At 72.8% G+C, this 15,085-nt stretch carries 15 protein-coding genes and 1 tRNA gene; 7 read left to right on the top strand and 9 right to left on the bottom strand.

Going from position 1 to position 15,085, the window contains the following annotated elements; genetic code table 11:
- Position 1: 1 nt before the first annotated feature.
- On the bottom strand, positions 2-601 hold the full coding sequence (locus tag RM445_RS23885; protein ID WP_311559071.1) for a hypothetical protein: 600 nt from the start codon (positions 599-601) through the stop codon (positions 2-4).
- Positions 602-894: 293 nt separating this feature from the next.
- Here RM445_RS23885 and RM445_RS23880 point away from each other — a divergent pair, with 293 nt between their 5' ends.
- Positions 895-2,118: an LCP family protein gene (locus tag RM445_RS23880; RefSeq protein WP_311559070.1), complete on the top strand. Its 1,224-nt coding sequence runs from the start codon at positions 895-897 to the stop codon at positions 2,116-2,118.
- 10 nt (positions 2,119-2,128) lie between these two features.
- On the opposite strand, the gene ku is transcribed toward RM445_RS23880, so the two are convergent.
- Positions 2,129-3,055 carry a non-homologous end joining protein Ku gene (gene ku / locus RM445_RS23875; RefSeq protein ID WP_311559069.1) on the bottom strand — a complete coding sequence of 309 codons (927 nt, stop codon included), beginning with the start codon at positions 3,053-3,055 and terminating at the stop codon, positions 2,129-2,131.
- 62 nt (positions 3,056-3,117) lie between these two features.
- Between ku and RM445_RS23870 the strand changes: the two genes are divergently transcribed.
- Positions 3,118-3,681, top strand: a complete 564-nt coding sequence (locus RM445_RS23870; protein ID WP_311559068.1) for a DNA ligase-like domain-containing protein — start codon at positions 3,118-3,120, stop codon at positions 3,679-3,681.
- Positions 3,682-3,756: 75 nt separating this feature from the next.
- On the top strand, positions 3,757-4,398 hold the full coding sequence (locus tag RM445_RS23865; protein WP_311559067.1) for a putative glycolipid-binding domain-containing protein: 642 nt from the start codon (positions 3,757-3,759) through the stop codon (positions 4,396-4,398).
- Here the strand turns inward: RM445_RS23865 and RM445_RS23860 are convergent.
- From RM445_RS23860 to RM445_RS23850, 3 genes are read right to left on the bottom strand one after another with little or no spacing between them, the layout of a single operon-like run.
- A complete protein-coding gene (locus RM445_RS23860) occupies positions 4,382-5,344 on the bottom strand; it encodes a prephenate dehydrogenase (protein WP_311559066.1) in 963 nt (320 codons plus the stop codon). The genes RM445_RS23865 and RM445_RS23860 overlap by 17 nt on opposite strands.
- An 11-nt stretch (positions 5,345-5,355) precedes the next feature.
- Entirely contained in the window at positions 5,356-6,681 is a 1,326-nt protein-coding gene (locus RM445_RS23855; protein WP_311559065.1) for an amidase, read from the bottom strand.
- Between the two features lie 9 nt (positions 6,682-6,690).
- Positions 6,691-7,908 carry a M20 metallopeptidase family protein gene (locus RM445_RS23850; protein WP_311559064.1) on the bottom strand — a complete coding sequence of 406 codons (1,218 nt, stop codon included), beginning with the start codon at positions 7,906-7,908 and terminating at the stop codon, positions 6,691-6,693.
- A 91-nt stretch (positions 7,909-7,999) separates the two neighbouring features.
- Here RM445_RS23850 and RM445_RS23845 point away from each other — a divergent pair, with 91 nt between their 5' ends.
- The 4 genes from RM445_RS23845 to RM445_RS23830 all read left to right on the top strand — a co-directional run bounded on the left by RM445_RS23845 (position 8,000) and on the right by RM445_RS23830 (position 9,552).
- Positions 8,000-8,518 (top strand): tRNA adenosine deaminase-associated protein, encoded by a 519-nt coding sequence (locus RM445_RS23845; RefSeq protein WP_311559063.1) that lies wholly within the window; start codon positions 8,000-8,002, stop codon positions 8,516-8,518.
- 4 nt (positions 8,519-8,522) lie between these two features.
- Entirely contained in the window at positions 8,523-9,002 is a 480-nt protein-coding gene (locus RM445_RS23840; RefSeq protein ID WP_311559062.1) for a nucleoside deaminase, read from the top strand.
- Positions 8,999-9,454 (top strand): NUDIX hydrolase, encoded by a 456-nt coding sequence (locus tag RM445_RS23835; RefSeq protein ID WP_311559061.1) that lies wholly within the window; start codon positions 8,999-9,001, stop codon positions 9,452-9,454. Before RM445_RS23840 ends, RM445_RS23835 begins: the two co-directional genes overlap by 4 nt.
- A 10-nt stretch (positions 9,455-9,464) precedes the next feature.
- Positions 9,465-9,552: transfer RNA gene (locus RM445_RS23830), tRNA-Ser, on the top strand.
- 130 nt (positions 9,553-9,682) lie between these two features.
- Here the strand turns inward: RM445_RS23830 and pyk are convergent.
- The 4 genes from pyk to RM445_RS23810 all read right to left on the bottom strand — a co-directional run bounded on the left by pyk (position 9,683) and on the right by RM445_RS23810 (position 15,060).
- Positions 9,683-11,098 carry a pyruvate kinase gene (gene pyk, locus RM445_RS23825; RefSeq protein WP_311559060.1) on the bottom strand — a complete coding sequence of 472 codons (1,416 nt, stop codon included), beginning with the start codon at positions 11,096-11,098 and terminating at the stop codon, positions 9,683-9,685.
- A gap of 306 nt (positions 11,099-11,404) precedes the next feature.
- A complete protein-coding gene (locus RM445_RS23820) occupies positions 11,405-12,448 on the bottom strand; it encodes a zinc-dependent alcohol dehydrogenase (RefSeq protein ID WP_311559059.1) in 1,044 nt (347 codons plus the stop codon).
- Between the two features lie 48 nt (positions 12,449-12,496).
- On the bottom strand, positions 12,497-13,798 hold the full coding sequence (locus tag RM445_RS23815) for a four-carbon acid sugar kinase family protein (protein ID WP_311559114.1): 1,302 nt from the start codon (positions 13,796-13,798) through the stop codon (positions 12,497-12,499).
- Entirely contained in the window at positions 13,798-15,060 is a 1,263-nt protein-coding gene (locus RM445_RS23810; protein WP_311559058.1) for a RuBisCO large subunit C-terminal-like domain-containing protein, read from the bottom strand. The genes RM445_RS23815 and RM445_RS23810 overlap by 1 nt, the downstream gene beginning before the upstream one ends.
- Between the last annotated feature and the right edge of the window lie 25 nt (positions 15,061-15,085).

The raw sequence follows: 15,085 nt of genomic DNA, 5'->3' as shown, positions 1-15,085 counted from the left end.
CTCAGCCTTCGCGGACGAGCGTCACGACCCGGACCAGCGACGGCGTCCGCGGCGTGGAGCCGAACCCGAACCGCACCGGCGGGTCCACCGGCGCGAGCCCACCCTGGTCGACGCCCTGCCAGACGATCCGGGCCCCGGTCAGGGCGTGCATGTCCAGCGCGGCGTAGTACTCGCGCCGACCCTGCCCGGCGCTGCCCCGGGTGCGGACGCCCGGCAGCACGCGGCGGGCGACGACGTCGACGGCGGTGATCCACGCCGGCGCGGTGGCCAGCGGTCGCGGGACGGTCCGCAGCAGGAGGCCCAGCGCGGTGCGGCGGCCGGTTGTGAACTCCAGCTCGAGCGGGTCGGCGTGGACCTGCCAGCGGTTCCCGGCGACGGTGGTGGTCACGGGGGTGCAGCGCACCTCGTCGAAGCTGTAGGTCTGGGCGACGAAGGCCGCGACCTGCTCGTCGGGCGCCAGCAGGATCCGGTGCCCGTCGGGCCGCTCGACCATGACGTCGGTGAAGGCCCCGAGCGGCGACCACGGCCAGTGGCCGACGACGACCCGCAGCCCGGCGGGGCTCCCGAGACCGGCGATGCACCCGTCGAAGCGATCGATCACGCAGGGGGGATGACCCCGGCGGCCGACCGGTCAAACTCCCGCGCTCTACTCCCAGCTGGCCCGCGTCTGACCCGCGAGTCGGCACGTTCGTCAGCGCGAGTCGGCACGAATTGGCGAGCGGATGTACGACTTGGGGCACTGGGCCAGTGCCTCAACCGCTACATTCGCGCGCCCTTCAGTGCCGACTCGCGGTTCGGACGGGTGCTGGCACCCCGGCGGCGCCGTCGCGCGCCTGCGTATCGTGCAAATCGAGACGAAGGACTCGATCGGACGGACGCAGGGTGGTGCGCGACATGGGCGGTGACGACCGCGGTGGTCCTCGGGGGCCGGCCGGGCCGTGTCGCCGTCCCGGGGGCCCCGCCCCGCAGCAGCGGCCGGCCGCGCCGCCGCTGCCGCCGTCCTGGCCGCCGGGCCCGACCCGGCCGGTGCGCCGCGGTACCGCCGCGCCCCCACCCCGGGCGAACCCGCCCCGGCCGACCGCGCTGATGCCGGCGGCCGAGCCGCCTCGTCAGCGCGTTGCCGACCGTCCGCCCGTCCAGCCGCCGCGCCGCCCACCCGCCGTCCGGGCTCCGCGGCGCCGCGGAGGTTGGGGCCGCAAGCTCCGTGTGCTGCTGCTCGTGCTGCTGCTGGCGATCGCTGGCTTCGGCGTGTGGGTCGACACCTCGCTCAACCGCGTCGACGCCCTGCCCGCGGAGAGCGCGGGCACCGGATCCGGCACGAACTGGCTCATCGTCGGTTCCGACAGCCGCGCCGGCCTGACCGCCGAACAGGAGAAGGACCTGGCCACCGGCGGCGACGTCGGCCAGCGCACCGACACGATCATGCTGCTGCACAGCGGGAGCAGCGGTCCCGTGCTGGTGAGCATCCCGCGCGACTCCTACGTCAGCATCGCCGGCCACAGCCGCAACAAGCTCAACTCCGCATACGCGTTCGGGGGCGCACCACTGCTCGTCAGCACCGTCGAGCAGGCCACCGGGCTGCGGATCGACCACTACGCCGAGATCGGGTTCGGCGGCTTCGTCGGCGCCGTGGACGCGGTCGGCGGCGTCGACATGTGCGTGCCCCAGGCGATCAAGGACCCCAAGGCGGCGCTGAACATCAAGGCCGGCTGCCAGGAGCTCGACGGCGCCACCGCGCTCGGCTACGTACGCACCCGGGCCACCGCCGGTTCGGACTTCGACCGGGTGGAGCGGCAGCGCGCGTTCCTGTCTGCCCTCGTCAAGAAGGCGACGTCGCCCGCGACGCTGGTGAACCCGTTCCGGGTCGTCCCGCTGACGTCCGCGGTGACCGCCGCGATCACGGTCGACGAGAGCGACCACGTCTGGAACCTGGCCGGTCTCGGCTTCGCGATGCGCGGGATCTCGTCAGGCGAGGGCGTCACGACGACCGTGCCCATCGGCGGCACGCCGACGATCGGCGGCCAGTCGGTGGTCCAGTGGGACAAGACCCGTGCCGCGGCGCTGTTCACCGCGCTCGAGAACGACCAGAAGCCGACCGGCCGGGCGCTCGGCCCCTGATCGCCCGGGATCAGGCCGGCTTGCGGGTCCGCTTGCGTGCCGCCGGCTTCTCGTCCTCGTCCGCCGCCTTCTTCTTCGTCGACGCCCGCCGCGCCGGTTTCGCCGGCGCCGGCTCCTCGGCGGCCGCCCCTCCCGGTTCAGCGCGGCCGGACGCCGCCTTCGCCGCCTCGACGCTGCGCTGCAGGACCGTGAGCAGGTCCGTCATGCTGTCGCCCGCGTCGTCCACGGGTGCGGGAGCCACCGGCGCCGGCCGGGCGTCGCCCGTGGTCTTCTTCCGCTCGATCAGGGCCACGACGGCGTCGCGGTACTCGTCGTGGAAGTCGCTGGCGTCGAAGTCGGCACCCAGGCTCTCCACCAGCGACGCGGCCATCTTCTGCTCCTGCGGCCGCAGGTCGACGTCGGCGTCGAGGATCTCGAAGTCGGGTTCGCGCACCTCGTCCGGCCACAGCATCGTCTGCAGCACGATCGCCTTGTCGCGCACCCGCAGCAGCGCCATCGTCTCGCGCTGGCGCAGCGCCACCTTGACCACGGCCATCCGGTCGGTCTGCACCAGCGCCTCGCGCAGCAGCGCGTACGGCTTCGCCGCCTTGGCGTCCGGCTCGAGGTAGTAGCTCTTGTCGAACAGCAGCGGGTCGATCTGGTCCGCCGGGACGAACTCCACGACGTCGATCTCGTGGCCGGTCGCGGTGGGCAGCGAGTCGAGGTCCTCCTCGGTGAGCGTGATCAGCTCACCCTCCTCGGTCTCGTAGCCCTTGACGATGTCGGCGTACTCGACCTCCTGCCCGTCGAGCGAACAGGTCCGCTTGTACTTGATCCGGCCGCCGTCGGACGAGTGCACCTGATGGAACCGGATGTCGTGGTTCGTCGTCGCTGCATACGCCTTGACGGGGACGCTCACCAGCCCGAACGACACCGCGCCGCTCCACATCGCGCGCATCCGGCTCGACCTCCCCAGTCGGGTGTTGTACGAAAAATGCTGTTCAGTGCCAGCATGACGGCGTGCAGCCCATGCTCGCCACCCCTGGGGACCTCCCGGTCGGCCCGGATTGGGTCTACGAGGTGGAGTGGGACGGGCTGCGCGTGCTCGCGGAGGTCGTCGACGGCGGGTTGCGGCTGGTCACGGCGGAGGATCAGGACGTCACCCCGTGCTTCCCCGAGCTGGCCGGCCTGACCCACCTGGTGCCGGACGTCGTGCTCGACGGCACGATCGTCATGCTGACCCGCGGGCTGCCCGACGCCGAGGCGCTCGCCGCCCGGTTGCGCGGCGCGCCGGCCGGGTCGCACGCGACGCTGATGCTGTCCGACATCCTCCGGCTCTACGGCGTCGAGCTCCGCGACCGGCCGCAGGACGAGCGGCGCGGGACTCTGGAGCGGCTCGATCTGGAGCGAACTCCGGGAGTGGCGCTCTCGCCGGTCTACAGCGACGGCCCGGCGCTGCAGGCGGCGACCGCGCAGCGCGGCCTGCCGTACGTGTTGGCCAAGCGCCGCGACGCCCCGTACCGGGCGGGACCGGCGACCGCGTGGGTGCGCGTCGGCAACGGGCGACCGAAGCGGGGTCGCTGACCGGACGGAGGTGTGCCGCGCGGTGTCCGGCGGGCAGGATTCGACCATGCAGATGCGACGGGGCGGGGTGCCGGCGTGACGAGGCTGATCACGTGGCAGGCCGACAACGGCCACGGCGTCGAGGGCACCCGCCTGCTGCTGAACGGCGGCGGGTGGCGGGCACTGGGCCGGATGGTGCGCGCAGGCACCGGGCCAGCGGATCCGCCGTTCACCGCCTCGTACCGGCTCGTCGCCGGCGACGACGGGCGCGTGCACCGGCTCGCCGTCACGAGCGCGACGGCCGGCCGCGAGCGGCATCTCACCCTGAACCGGACCGACGACGGGTTCTGGCTGCTCGACACCGGCTCCGGCGGCCGCCGTTCGGACTTCGACGGGGCCGTCGACATCGACCTGGCCTTCTCCCCGATGTTCAACACCCTGCCGATCCGCCGGCTGGGGCTGCACCGCGGCCCGGGCGACCACCTGCTGACCATGGTCTTCGTCGCGCTGCCGGAGCTGACGGTGGAGGTCGTCCAGCAGCGGTACCGCGCGCTGTCGCCCCTGGGCGAGGGGGAGCGGCCGGCGGAGGCGTCGGTGGCGTTCGCCTGGGACGCGTTCACGGCGGAACTGGTGGTGGACGCCGAGGCGGTCGTCGTGAGCTATCCGGGAGTGGCGTCGCGGATCCCGGACGTCGCTTCCGCCACCCCTGACGCGCCGAAGGTCAGGCCCAGCCGGTGACGACCTCGCCCCGTCGGCCGATGTCGCGCAGCTCCGCCAGCACTGCAGGGCCCGTCAGCGACACGTGGTGCTCCAGCGGTTCGCGCGTCGCCGACCACCGCATCCGGCCTGCGTACCCGGCCTTCACCGTCGCTGCCAGTCCGCCGGTCGACGCCAGCGCGCCGCGCATCACGCCCAACCGACCGAGCGCGTCGTCGACGGCGGCGAGCAGCGCGTCGCGGTTGCCCTCGCACATCGCGAGCACCAGCTCCGGGCGGGTGCCGGCGACCCGGGTGCCGTCCGCGAACGACGACGCGGCCAGGGCGAGCGGCAGGTCACCACCACCGAGAGCAGGGTCCACTTCGCCAGCCCCCACCGCCGCGAGGATGGCGGCAAGCAGGTGCGGCAGGTGCGAGACGCGGGCGACGGCCAGGTCGTGCTCGTCCGTCGCAGCCGGGACGACGCGCGCGCCGCACGCCCAGGCGAGGTCGGCGACGTCGCGCCAGACGTCGAGGTCGAGGCCGTCGTCCGCGGCGACCACCCACGCCGCTCCGGTGAACAGCTCCGCGTCGCCCGCCGCCCATCCCGACTCGGCCGTGCCGGCCATGGGGTGCGCGCCCACGTAGCGGGCCCGCGGGGCGTACCGGTCGACGGCGTCCGCGACCGCGACCTTGACGCTCACCGCGTCGGTCAGCCGGCAGGCCGGCGCGATGGCGTCGACCCGGCGCAGCACGTCCGGCACGGCCGGCAGCGGCACGGCCAGCACGACCAGCGCATCCGCCTCGGCGGCGCGGCGCAGCGCGGCGTCGGTGTTGATCGTGACGTCGAACCCGTCGGCGCAGGCCTGGGCGGCCGTGGCCTCCGAGGCGCTGGCGCCCCAGACCGTCCGTCCGGCCTTCTCCGCGGCCCGCAGCAGCGACCCGCCGATCAGCCCGGCCCCGACCACGCAGACCGCACGCTCCGCCACGAGCAGTGAGGCTACGCGCCGGTCGTCTGCTCGATCGCCGCGGCCACCCGGAGGATCCCGCGCTCCTCCAGCCCGACGCCGACGACCTGCACCCCGACCGGCAGCCCGCCGTCCGACGGGGGCATCGGCACCGATACCGCGGGCCAGCCCGTCATGTTGAACGGCGAGGTCAGCTCCAGCAGCGACGGCCGGACCGGTACCCCGTCGACCTCGGCCGCCCCGATGGGCGTGGCCCGCAACCGCGTGGTCGGCGTGAGCAGCACGTCCACCCCGGCCAGCGCGGCGCTCAGCTCCCGCGCCAGGAGGCGGCGGCCGCGCTGCGCCGCGACGTAATGGTGGGCGGGCCGGTCGGCGACGGCGAGCAGCCGCTCGCGCACGATCGGCTGGTACGCCTCCGGGCTTTCGGCGAGGAAGTGCCGGTGCGTCGTGTAGGCCTCGGCACCGACGATCTCCGGGTAGGACAGTGCCAGCTCCATGCACTGCGGCAGCCGCATGTCGACGATCTTCGCCCCGGCCCGCTCCAACGCCCGGACCGCGGCGTCCCACGCCTCGTCGATCACCGGGTCGGCGGTCTCCCAGTGCTCGTCGCTCGGCACGCACACCGTCAGCCCCTGCACGCCCGGTGCCTGGATGCCGCCGCCGGTGCCCTCGGCGCCCCGGTCGAGCACGTCCCAGGCCACCGCGGCCCCGTGCACGTCCGCGGTGAGCAGTCCGACGTGGTCCAGCGACTCGGCCAGCGGGAACACCCCGTCGACGGGGACGTGCCCGTACGCCGGCTTGAGCCCGACGACCCCGCAGTGCGCCGCGGGGGTACGCACGCTGCAGCCGGTGTCGGTGCCCAGCGCCAACGGCACGTACCCGGCCGCGACCGCGCCGGCGGATCCCGAGGACGACCCTCCGGTGATCCGGGTCGGGTCGTGTGGGTTGTGGGCGGGGCCCGACGCCGAGGCGTCGCCGGTCGGGCCGTGTGCGAACTCCTGGGTGTGCAGCTTGGCCACGACCACGGCCCCCGCGGCCCGCAGCCGGGCCACCGCTGCGGCGTCCTCGACGGCCGGGGCGGCGTCGGCGAACAGCGCCGAGCCGCAACGGGTGGGCAGCCCGGCGACGTCGAACAAGTCCTTCACGCCGAGCGCGACACCGTGCAGCGGCCCCCGCCACCGCCCCTGCGCGAGCTCCTCGGTGAGCGCGGCCGCCTGCGCGAGGGCCCGCTCGGCGTCGAGGGTGACGACGAGGTTGTAGGGGTCGGCGGCGAGCCGGTCGAGGACGTCCCTGACGTGCTGGGTGGGGGAGAGCTCGCCGGACCGGATGGCCATGCCGAGAGAGCGGAGGTCGTTCACGGGAGGTGTCTACCTGCGGAGGGCGTCGAGTGCCAGCGCGGCGTACAGCGCTGCGCCCGCTGCCATCGCGGACTCGTCGAACGCCACGCGGTTGCTGTGGTTCGGCGGCGCCGTTGCCGGGTCCACGTTCGGCGGGCACGCGCCCAGGAACGCCAGCGCCCCGGGCACCTTCTGCAGCACGTAGGAGAAGTCTTCGGCCCCCATGATCGGGCTCGACATCGTCACGACGCGGCTGCGGCCCAGCACCTCGCCCGCGACCCCGACCATGCGGCGGACGGCGGTCTCGTCGTTCACCGTGACCGGGTAGCCCGGCTCGATCTCGACGGCGGCGCTGCACCCGTGTGCGAGGGCGATGTGCCGGCACACCCGCCGGATCTCCTCGTGCAGCAGCGCGCGGACCGGCTCGGACAGCGTCCGCAGCGTCCCCTCCATGAGCGCCGACTCCGGGATCACGTTGTTCGTCGTCCCCGCGACGATCCGCGCGATCGTCAGCACGGCCGGGTGGTGGGCGTCGACGCGCCGGGTGAGCGCCGTCTGCAGCGCTCCGACCATGGCTGCGGCCGCCGGCACCGGATCCAGCGCGTCGTGGGGTGCGGATGCGTGCCCGCCGCGGCCGGTGACCCGCACCCGGATCGTGTCGGCCGCCGCCATCAACGAGCCGGCGCGGGTGTGCAGCTCACCGGCCGGGAGGGTCGCACTGACGTGCAGCGCGTACGCGGCCACCGGTCGCCCACCCGGACCGTGCCGGTCCAGCAGCCCTTCGTCGATCATCACGCGGGCGCCGTGACACCCCTCTTCGCCCGGCTGGAACATCAACAGCACCCGTCCGGTGAGCTGCTCGCGACGGCCGGCGAGCAGGCGGGCGGCGGTCGCGAGCATCGCGACGTGCGTGTCGTGACCGCAGGCGTGCATCGCGCCGTCGATCTGCGACCGGAACGGCAGGCCGGTGTCCTCCTGCAGGGGCAGGGCGTCCATGTCGGCGCGTAGCAGCACCGTCGAGCCGGGCCGCTTGCCCTCGAGGACCCCGACGACCGACGTCGTGGCCAGGCCATGGTGCAGCTGGAGCGGGAGATCCGCGAGCTCGGCGACGACCGCGTCGCGCGTGCGGGGCAGGGTCAGGCCCACCTCGGGATGGCGGTGCAGCGCCCTCCGGAGGGCCACGGTGCGCGGCTGCAACCGCCGCGCCTGCTCGCCGAGTCCGGCGAGCAGGGGGTCGGCCGAGCGCATTCCGCGATCCTGGCACCTCGCTCATTGCGGTGAACGAGCGACATCCTTCTGTGGCTTTGAGCACAGCCCCGCAGAGGCATACCGTATGCATATGGCCGTGCAGAGCGCGAAGGCGCCGCCCGGGGTGCGCGAAGACGCCCTGCCCGGCTTCGCCGTGGCCGCGATCCGCGAAGACGGCCAGTGGCGCTGCGCCCGCATGGACCCCGACTCGCTGGTCGACCTCGACGCCGCCATCACCGAGCTGCGCGGCCTGCGCTCCACCGGCGCCGTGCTCGGCCTGCTCGACGTCGACGACGAGTTCTTCGTGCTGCTGCGCCCGACCCCGGGCGGGGTGGCGCTCATGGTGTCCGACGCCGCCGCGGCGCTCGACTACGACGTCGCCGCGGACGTGCTGGACCTGCTGAGGATCGACCTGCCCCCGGACGACGACGCGCTGGACGACGTCTGGCCCGAGGGCGACCTGAACATCATCGCCGACCTCGGCCTGCCCGCCGACGAGCTCGAGGTGCTCGCGTCGCAGGTCGAGCTCTACCCGGACGAGCAGCTGGCCGCGATCGGCCGCCGCTGTGGATTCGCCGATGCGCTGGCCGAGGTCGTCGACGCTCCGTGATCGTGTGACCTACCGCGATGTGCAGGCCGCCGACGAGGCGCTCGTCCGGCGCGCGCTCGAACTGGCGGTGGTGGCTCCGCGGACCGGCGACGTCCCGGTCGGCGCCGTCGTCGTGGACGACACGGGGCGCGAGCTGGCCGCCGGCTGCAACGCCCGCGAGGCGCTCGGCGACCCGACGGCGCACGCCGAGGTGCTCGCGTTGCGCGCCGCGGCCGCTGCCCGCGGCGAGTGGCGGCTCGACGGCTGCACACTGGCCGTGACGGTCGAGCCGTGCACGATGTGCGCAGGGGCGATCGGGCTCGCCCGGGTGTCTCGGGTCGTGTTCGGAGCCTGGGAGCCGCGGACCGGCGCGGTCGGCTCGCTGTGGGACGTGCTGCGCGACCGGCGGCTCAATCACCGGCCCGAGGTGGTCGGCGGCGTGCTGGAGGCCGAGTGCGCCTCGCTGATGGAGTCGTTCTTCCTGCTGCACCGGGAGACGCCGTGAGTTCGCCGACCCCGACGCTGCGGGTCGGGGCGTACGCGGTGTGCGTGCGCGACGGCGCCGTTCTGCTCGCCCGGTGGATCGGCTCGGACCCGCCGCGCTGGACCCTTCCCGGCGGCGGCCTCGACCACGGCGAGGACCCGCGCGACGGTGCGGTCCGCGAGGTCGAGGAGGAGACCGGCTATCGGGTGGAGCTGCGGCAGTTGCTCACCGTCGAGTCCTTCCGGTGGCTGCTCGACCGGCCCGGTGGCCCGGTCGACCACCAGGCGATCTGCGTGATCTACACGGCGGAGGTCGTCGGCGGCGAGCTGCGCGACGAGATCGGGGGCAGCACGGACACCGCTGCCTGGATCCCGCTCGGCGAGGTGGCGGACCTGGAGCGCGGTGGCCTGGTGGACGTCGGGCTCGCGGTGGCGGGGCACCTCCCGGGACGGGGCGACGGGGCGGTCGGCTAAGCTTCTCGGCGGTAGCGTGTCCGAGCGGCCGAAGGAGCACGCCTCGAAAGCGTGTGAGGTGCAAGCCTCCGTGGGTTCAAATCCCACCGCTACCGCCAGCCTCACCAGGCAAAACGCCGGGACGGTCCTTCAGGATCGGCCCGGCGTTCGGCGTCTGGTCTCAGTTCTAGTCTCATTTGTCGTCCGTGGGCTCTCCGCTGGCCTGCCAGATCAGGTCGACTCATCGGGTCAGGCGTGGTCCTCCTCGCCGAGGCGGTGGACCCGGATGAGGTTCGTCGAGCCCGAGGTCCCGGGCGGCGAGCCTGCGACGATGACCACGACGTCGCCCGGCTTGAACCGGCCGATCGACAGGATCGCGTTGTCGACCTGCCGGACCATGGCGTCGGTGGAGGTCACGTAGTCGACGAGGAAGGTCTCCACACCCCAGCTCATCGCCAGCTGGCTACGCACCTCGGGCTTGGGCGTGAACGCCAGCAGCGGCAGCCGGGCGAGCCGGCGGACCGTGTCGCCGGAGACCGAGAACGCGACCAGCGCGCGGGCGGAGAGCCGCTCGCCGATGTCGCGGGCGGCGAACGACAGCACGCCGCGCTGGGTGCGCGGGACGTGGTTGAGCGGCGGCACCCCGGTCGGACCCGCCTCCACGGCCTCGATGATCTGCGCCATCGTCTGCACCGACTTGATCGGGTAGCGCCCGACGCTGGTCTCGCCCGACAGCATCACCGCGTCCGCCCCGTCGAGCACCGCGTTGGCGACGTCGCTGGCCTCCGCGCGGGTCGGCCGCGAGTTGGTGATCATCGAATCGAGCATCTGGGTGGCGACGATGACCGGCTTGGCGTTCTCCCGGGCGATCTGCACCGCCCGCTTCTGCACCAGCGGCACGTGCTCCAGGGGCAGCTCGACACCCAGGTCGCCACGGGCGACCATGATCCCGTCGAAGGCCAGCACGATCGCCTCGAGGTTGTCGACGGCCTCGGGCTTCTCCAGCTTCGCCACCACCGGCAGCCGCCCACCCGACTCGTCCATGATCTTGTGGACCGCGTCGATGTCGGCGGGGCTGCGCACGAACGACAGCGCCACGATGTCGACGCGCAGGCCCAGCGCGAACGCCAGGTCCGCGCAGTCCTTCTCCGACATCGCCGGCACGGACACGTTCATACCGGGCAGCGAGAGACCCTTGTTGTCGCTGACCGGGCCGCCCTCGGTGACCTCGCAGACCACGTCGTTGCCCTCGACGGTGACGACCCGCAGGCCGACCTTGCCGTCGTCGACCAGCAGCCGGTCGTCGGGCCGGGCGTCGGCGGCGAGGCCCTTGTACGTCGTCGACACCCGGTCGTGGGTGCCGGCCACGTCATCGACGGTGATCCGCACCTGCTCACCGGTGCGCCACTCCAGCGAGCCCGGCCCGGTCGCGAACCGGCCCAGCCGGATCTTCGGCCCCTGCAGGTCCGCCAGAATCCCAACGGCGTGGCCCTCGGCGTCCGCGGCATCGCGGATCATGTCGTAGACCCGCTTGTGGTCGTCCCGGTCGCCGTGGCTGAAGTTCAAGCGTGCCACGTCCATGCCCGCCTGGATCAGCTCCCGGATGCGCTCGGGCGTCGCCGTGGCCGGGCCAAGGGTACAGACGATCTTAGTGCGTCGACTCACGTTCAATCTCCACGTTGAAGAAGTGTCGGAAGACATCGTTGAACCATGACGTGCCATGCAGGCGAGCATGTGGCGCCGCCGCTTCTGTTCGTCCGGCCGCTGCGCGTGATGTTCGAGCTGGGCCGTGTTGGCCGCTCGGCTGACGGCGATGTCCGCATCTGTTCGGCTGGATGCCGGATCGACCGCTCGCGTATCTCATTTGACCGCGTGCAAGGGCCTCATGTTGCGAGCTGGTCACAGGTCACTGGCGGTGTTGTGCCGATGCGGGGCCGACCCGAGGGACGGCCCCGCATCAGCTTGTGCGGATCAGCGCTGGCCGGGCACCAACAGCACCTTCCCGGCGTCTCCGGTGAGAAGTTCGACTGCTTCGTCGACCCGGTCGAGTGGCATGCGGTGAGTGATCAGCCACTCGAGGTCGAGCCGCCCGGAGTCCAGCAGCAGCATGGTCTGCTCCCAGGTGTCCCAGAGGCGCCGGCCGAAGATGCCGCGCAGCGTGATGCCCTTCTTGTTGATGTAAGCGGCAATGTTGATCTCGGCAGGTTGGCTCGGGTGCCCGACGGTCACGAGCGTCGCCTCGCGACGGAGGGCCTCGAACAGTGACGGCAGAGCGGCTGGGGCGCCCGAGCATTCGAAGGCGACGTCGAATCCGCCGCGACGGCCGGTGAGTTCCCGGCATCGCTCGACGACCTCGTCGCCGGGGGGCATCGCGAGTGCACCGATGTGCTGGGCCTGCCCGCGGCGGTAGGGGTTCGGCTCGACGACGATGACGTGGGCGGCGCCCATCAGCTTGGCGAGATAGGCAACGACGAGACCGACCGGCCCTCCGCCGCTCACCAGCACCGCGCGCCCCGCCACCGCGTAGTCGGCCCGCTGGATCGCGTGGACGGCAACGCCGGCCGCCTCGAGGAGGGCGCCGACCTCCAGGGAAGCGTGATCGGGCAGCTTGACGCAGATGTCCTGTGGTGCGGCCATGTACTCGGCGAACACCCCGTCGATGTGCATGCCGATGATGCGGGTGCGTTCGCAGGTGTGCGCGTCGCCGGTCCGGCAGGGGAAGCACTGTCCGCAGATCAGGTGGCTCTCCAGCGCGACGCGGTCGCCGACCCGGAGCCCGGTCACGCCGGGTCCAACGTCGACGACGGTGCCGGCGCCTTCGTGCCCGAGGGCCACGGGGAGGTTCAGGTTGAACGCCTGGGCCGAGGGCGTCCACTCGTAGAGCTCCCGGTCGGTTCCGCAGAGCGACGCCGCAGCCACCTCGATGACGACCTGCCCGTCGGCGGGCTTGGGGTCCGGGTGGTCGGTCACGTACTCGACGCCGCGCTCGGCGGGCCGCTTGACTACTGCCTTCATGATTGTCTCTCTTCGTCGTTGAAGGTCGTCGATTTCAGCTGGGCTTGGTCAGTGGTGCGTTGCTTGGCCGGCGAAGCGGCGCAGGATGTCCGGCGGGCCGACCTGGCCGCCCTTGAGCAGCAGCCGGCAGCCGGCGACGGCGGCGCGGTCGTCGGTGCGGCAGATCGGTCCGGCGGTGACGAACTGGTTGGACACGCGCAGTTCCCGTACGCCCATCGCGATCAGGGCGTGGCTGGAGGTATCGCCGCCGAACACGGCCACGTCGCGGGTAAGCCCGGCCCTGGCCATCCGTCCGGCGAGAGCGCCGATCAGCGATCCGAGGTAGGCCGGGTCGACCGGGCCGGCCGCGGTGTAGCGGGGGTCGGACGTTCCGCGGGTGGCGTGGACGACCACGTCGTGCCCGGCGGACAGCGCCGCGGAGACCTGCTCGTCGAGCGCGGTCACCAGCGCGTCGTCGTGTGCGCGGAGGAGGTCGGTGGCGACCGGGACGTCGACCCAGCCGTGTTTGATCGCGTCCTCCAGCTGGTCCGCGGTGACGCTGGAGGCCGACGCACTGACGGCGAGGACCGGCCCCGATGCCCGCTGCGGTCCGGGGGTGCGGGACGGCTCGCCGGACGCGGTCCGAGCGAGGGCCGCCATGATGCCGCCTGATCCCACGACCAGCGCGGGCCGGGCATCGTTGCCGGGGTGGTGCAGGGCGCGGGCGATCGCGTCCATGTGCTGCTCGCCGACCGCGTCGACGACGAACGCGGCGAGATCCGGGTCGCTACGGCGGTCGGTCCACAGGTCGGTGAACGTGCCGGTGTCGTAGGCGGGCAGGTGGATGGAACCGACGGCCGCACCGCTAGTGAGCTGCGCCGTGAGCACGCGGCGCAGGTCGGCCTCGTGCATCGGGGTCGACGGGTGCTGCGACATCACGGGGTGGCGGTCCAGCCGGTGGATCTCACCGCCGAAGGTGGCGTAGTGGTCGCTGAACGCGGTGAAGCGGCCGAACCCGGGCTGGGCTGGTGCGACCGGGATGGGGCCGTGGTCGCCGAACTGCTCGTGCAGCAACTCGATCCCCCGGCCGATGCTGCCGAGCGTGGGTGAGCTGTCGAAGGTCGAGCAGACCTTGTACAGCAGCACGTCGAGATCGATCTCTGCGATGCGGGCCAGGTCCCGGCGCACCACGTCGTCGAACGCGGCGCCGCCGAGCGAGCGTGCGGGCCCTGCGATGCCGACGACGTCGACGTCAGTGGGCAGGGGCGCGTCGCCGATGACGAGGGCGGCCTCCAGCCCGTAGCGGTGGGCTTGGGCGAGGACGTCGCTCGCGCCGGTCAGGTCGTCGGCGACGAAACCGAAGGTGGCCATCACGCGCCGCCGAACTTCTGCACGGCGTGCAGGAGCGCACGGTTGCCGGCATCTGCCCGGCTGCGGGCGGCCTCGGCCAGTGGCACGCCCGCGACGGCCACGGCCCAGGCGTCGCGCAGGCTCTGCACGCCCGCGGTCGGCCCGTCCGGATGTCCGGCCACACCGCCGCCGGCCAACATGAGCAGGTCGGTCGACTGCACCGCGGCGTAGGTCGGGCCGGGTGTGGTGACGTTCTGTCCGGACGACAGGGTGGGCACCGGGGTGGTGGTCGAGCCGAGCGGTTCGAGCAGGCTCCGGACGTTCGCCGCGACCTCGTCGTCGGTTTCGTAGAACTTGCTGCCCAGGCCGCTGGCGTGCAGGTGGTCGGCACCGGCGAGTCGGGCGAGCTGCTGCCAGACGCGGTAGTCGACCCCCAGTCCCTTGGCCCGCATGGAGGCGGCGAGCCCGGCGCGGTGCCCGTGGATCGGAACAGCGGTGAACGAGCGCAGCCAGGCGACCGCCGGGATGCCCATCACCGGCACGTTGAGCATCACGCACCGCCCGCCGGCCTCGACGACCAGGTCGTGGCGTCGCCGCAGGCCCGCGAGATCGCCGGTGATGTTGAACGCGTACATCGTCGGGTGCCCGGTGATCTGCTCGGCTGCGCGGATCTCCTCGGTCGCGATCGCGACCCGCCGCTGTAGCGGCAGGTAGCCCGGGTCGGTCATGAGCTCGTCGTCCTTGATGAGGTCGATCGAGGCGCGGGCGAGTTCACGCACCACGTGGCGGAACTGGTCCTCGTGTAGGCCCACGTTGGGCTTGACGATCGTGCCGATCATGACGCCCTCGACGTCGTTGATCAGCCGTCGGGTGCCCGGGATCCCGAATGCGGGGCCGGGGTGTGCGGCCACGAACTCCTCGGGCAACCCGATGTCCTGCAGCCGGCAGGCGTAGAGCTGACCGAGCTCGAACAGGTTCCCGGCGACGGCGGTCTGCAGGGTCGCGAGGTCGGTACCGACGTTCTCCATCGGGAACTCGACCGTCACGAGCGCGGCCTGAACCTTCTCCGGGGTCGTCCGCGACGGCAGGGACGGCCGGCAGTCACCGAGCGGTTCGACACCCACCACCTGGGCGCCGTGGCGCTTGTGCAGCTCGGGTGACTCGCCGGGCACCGCGACGAAGGTGCCGCTGGACTGCTCGCCGGCCATGGCTGCGGCGGCCCGCTCGGGCTCGATCTCGGACTCGAGGTAGTAGGTGGCGCGGATGGTTCGCTGATCGCGCATGGTGTGTCGTCTCCTGCTTGTGGGT

Source organism: Pseudonocardia charpentierae, assembly GCF_031845345.1.
Taxonomy (GTDB): Bacteria; Actinomycetota; Actinomycetes; order Mycobacteriales; family Pseudonocardiaceae; genus Pseudonocardia; species Pseudonocardia charpentierae.
The sequence above is the reverse complement of the archived record's forward strand: the minus strand, read 5'-3'. Positions and strand labels throughout refer to the sequence as shown.

Excerpts from the sequence above, each read along its gene's own strand:
- RM445_RS23880 (WP_311559070.1), top strand. The coding sequence starts at position 895 with ATGGGCGGTGACGACCGCGGTGGTCCTCGGGGGCCGGCCGGGCCGTGT.
- ku (WP_311559069.1), bottom strand. The coding sequence starts at position 3,055 with ATGCGCGCGATGTGGAGCGGCGCGGTGTCGTTCGGGCTGGTGAGCGTC.
- RM445_RS23850 (WP_311559064.1), bottom strand. The coding sequence starts at position 7,908 with ATGCGCTCGGCCGACCCCCTGCTCGCCGGACTCGGCGAGCAGGCGCGG.
- RM445_RS23845 (WP_311559063.1), top strand. The coding sequence starts at position 8,000 with ATGGCCGTGCAGAGCGCGAAGGCGCCGCCCGGGGTGCGCGAAGACGCC.
- RM445_RS23820 (WP_311559059.1), bottom strand. The coding sequence starts at position 12,448 with ATGAAGGCAGTAGTCAAGCGGCCCGCCGAGCGCGGCGTCGAGTACGTG.
- RM445_RS23815 (WP_311559114.1), bottom strand. The coding sequence starts at position 13,798 with ATGGCCACCTTCGGTTTCGTCGCCGACGACCTGACCGGCGCGAGCGAC.
- RM445_RS23810 (WP_311559058.1), bottom strand. The coding sequence starts at position 15,060 with ATGCGCGATCAGCGAACCATCCGCGCCACCTACTACCTCGAGTCCGAG.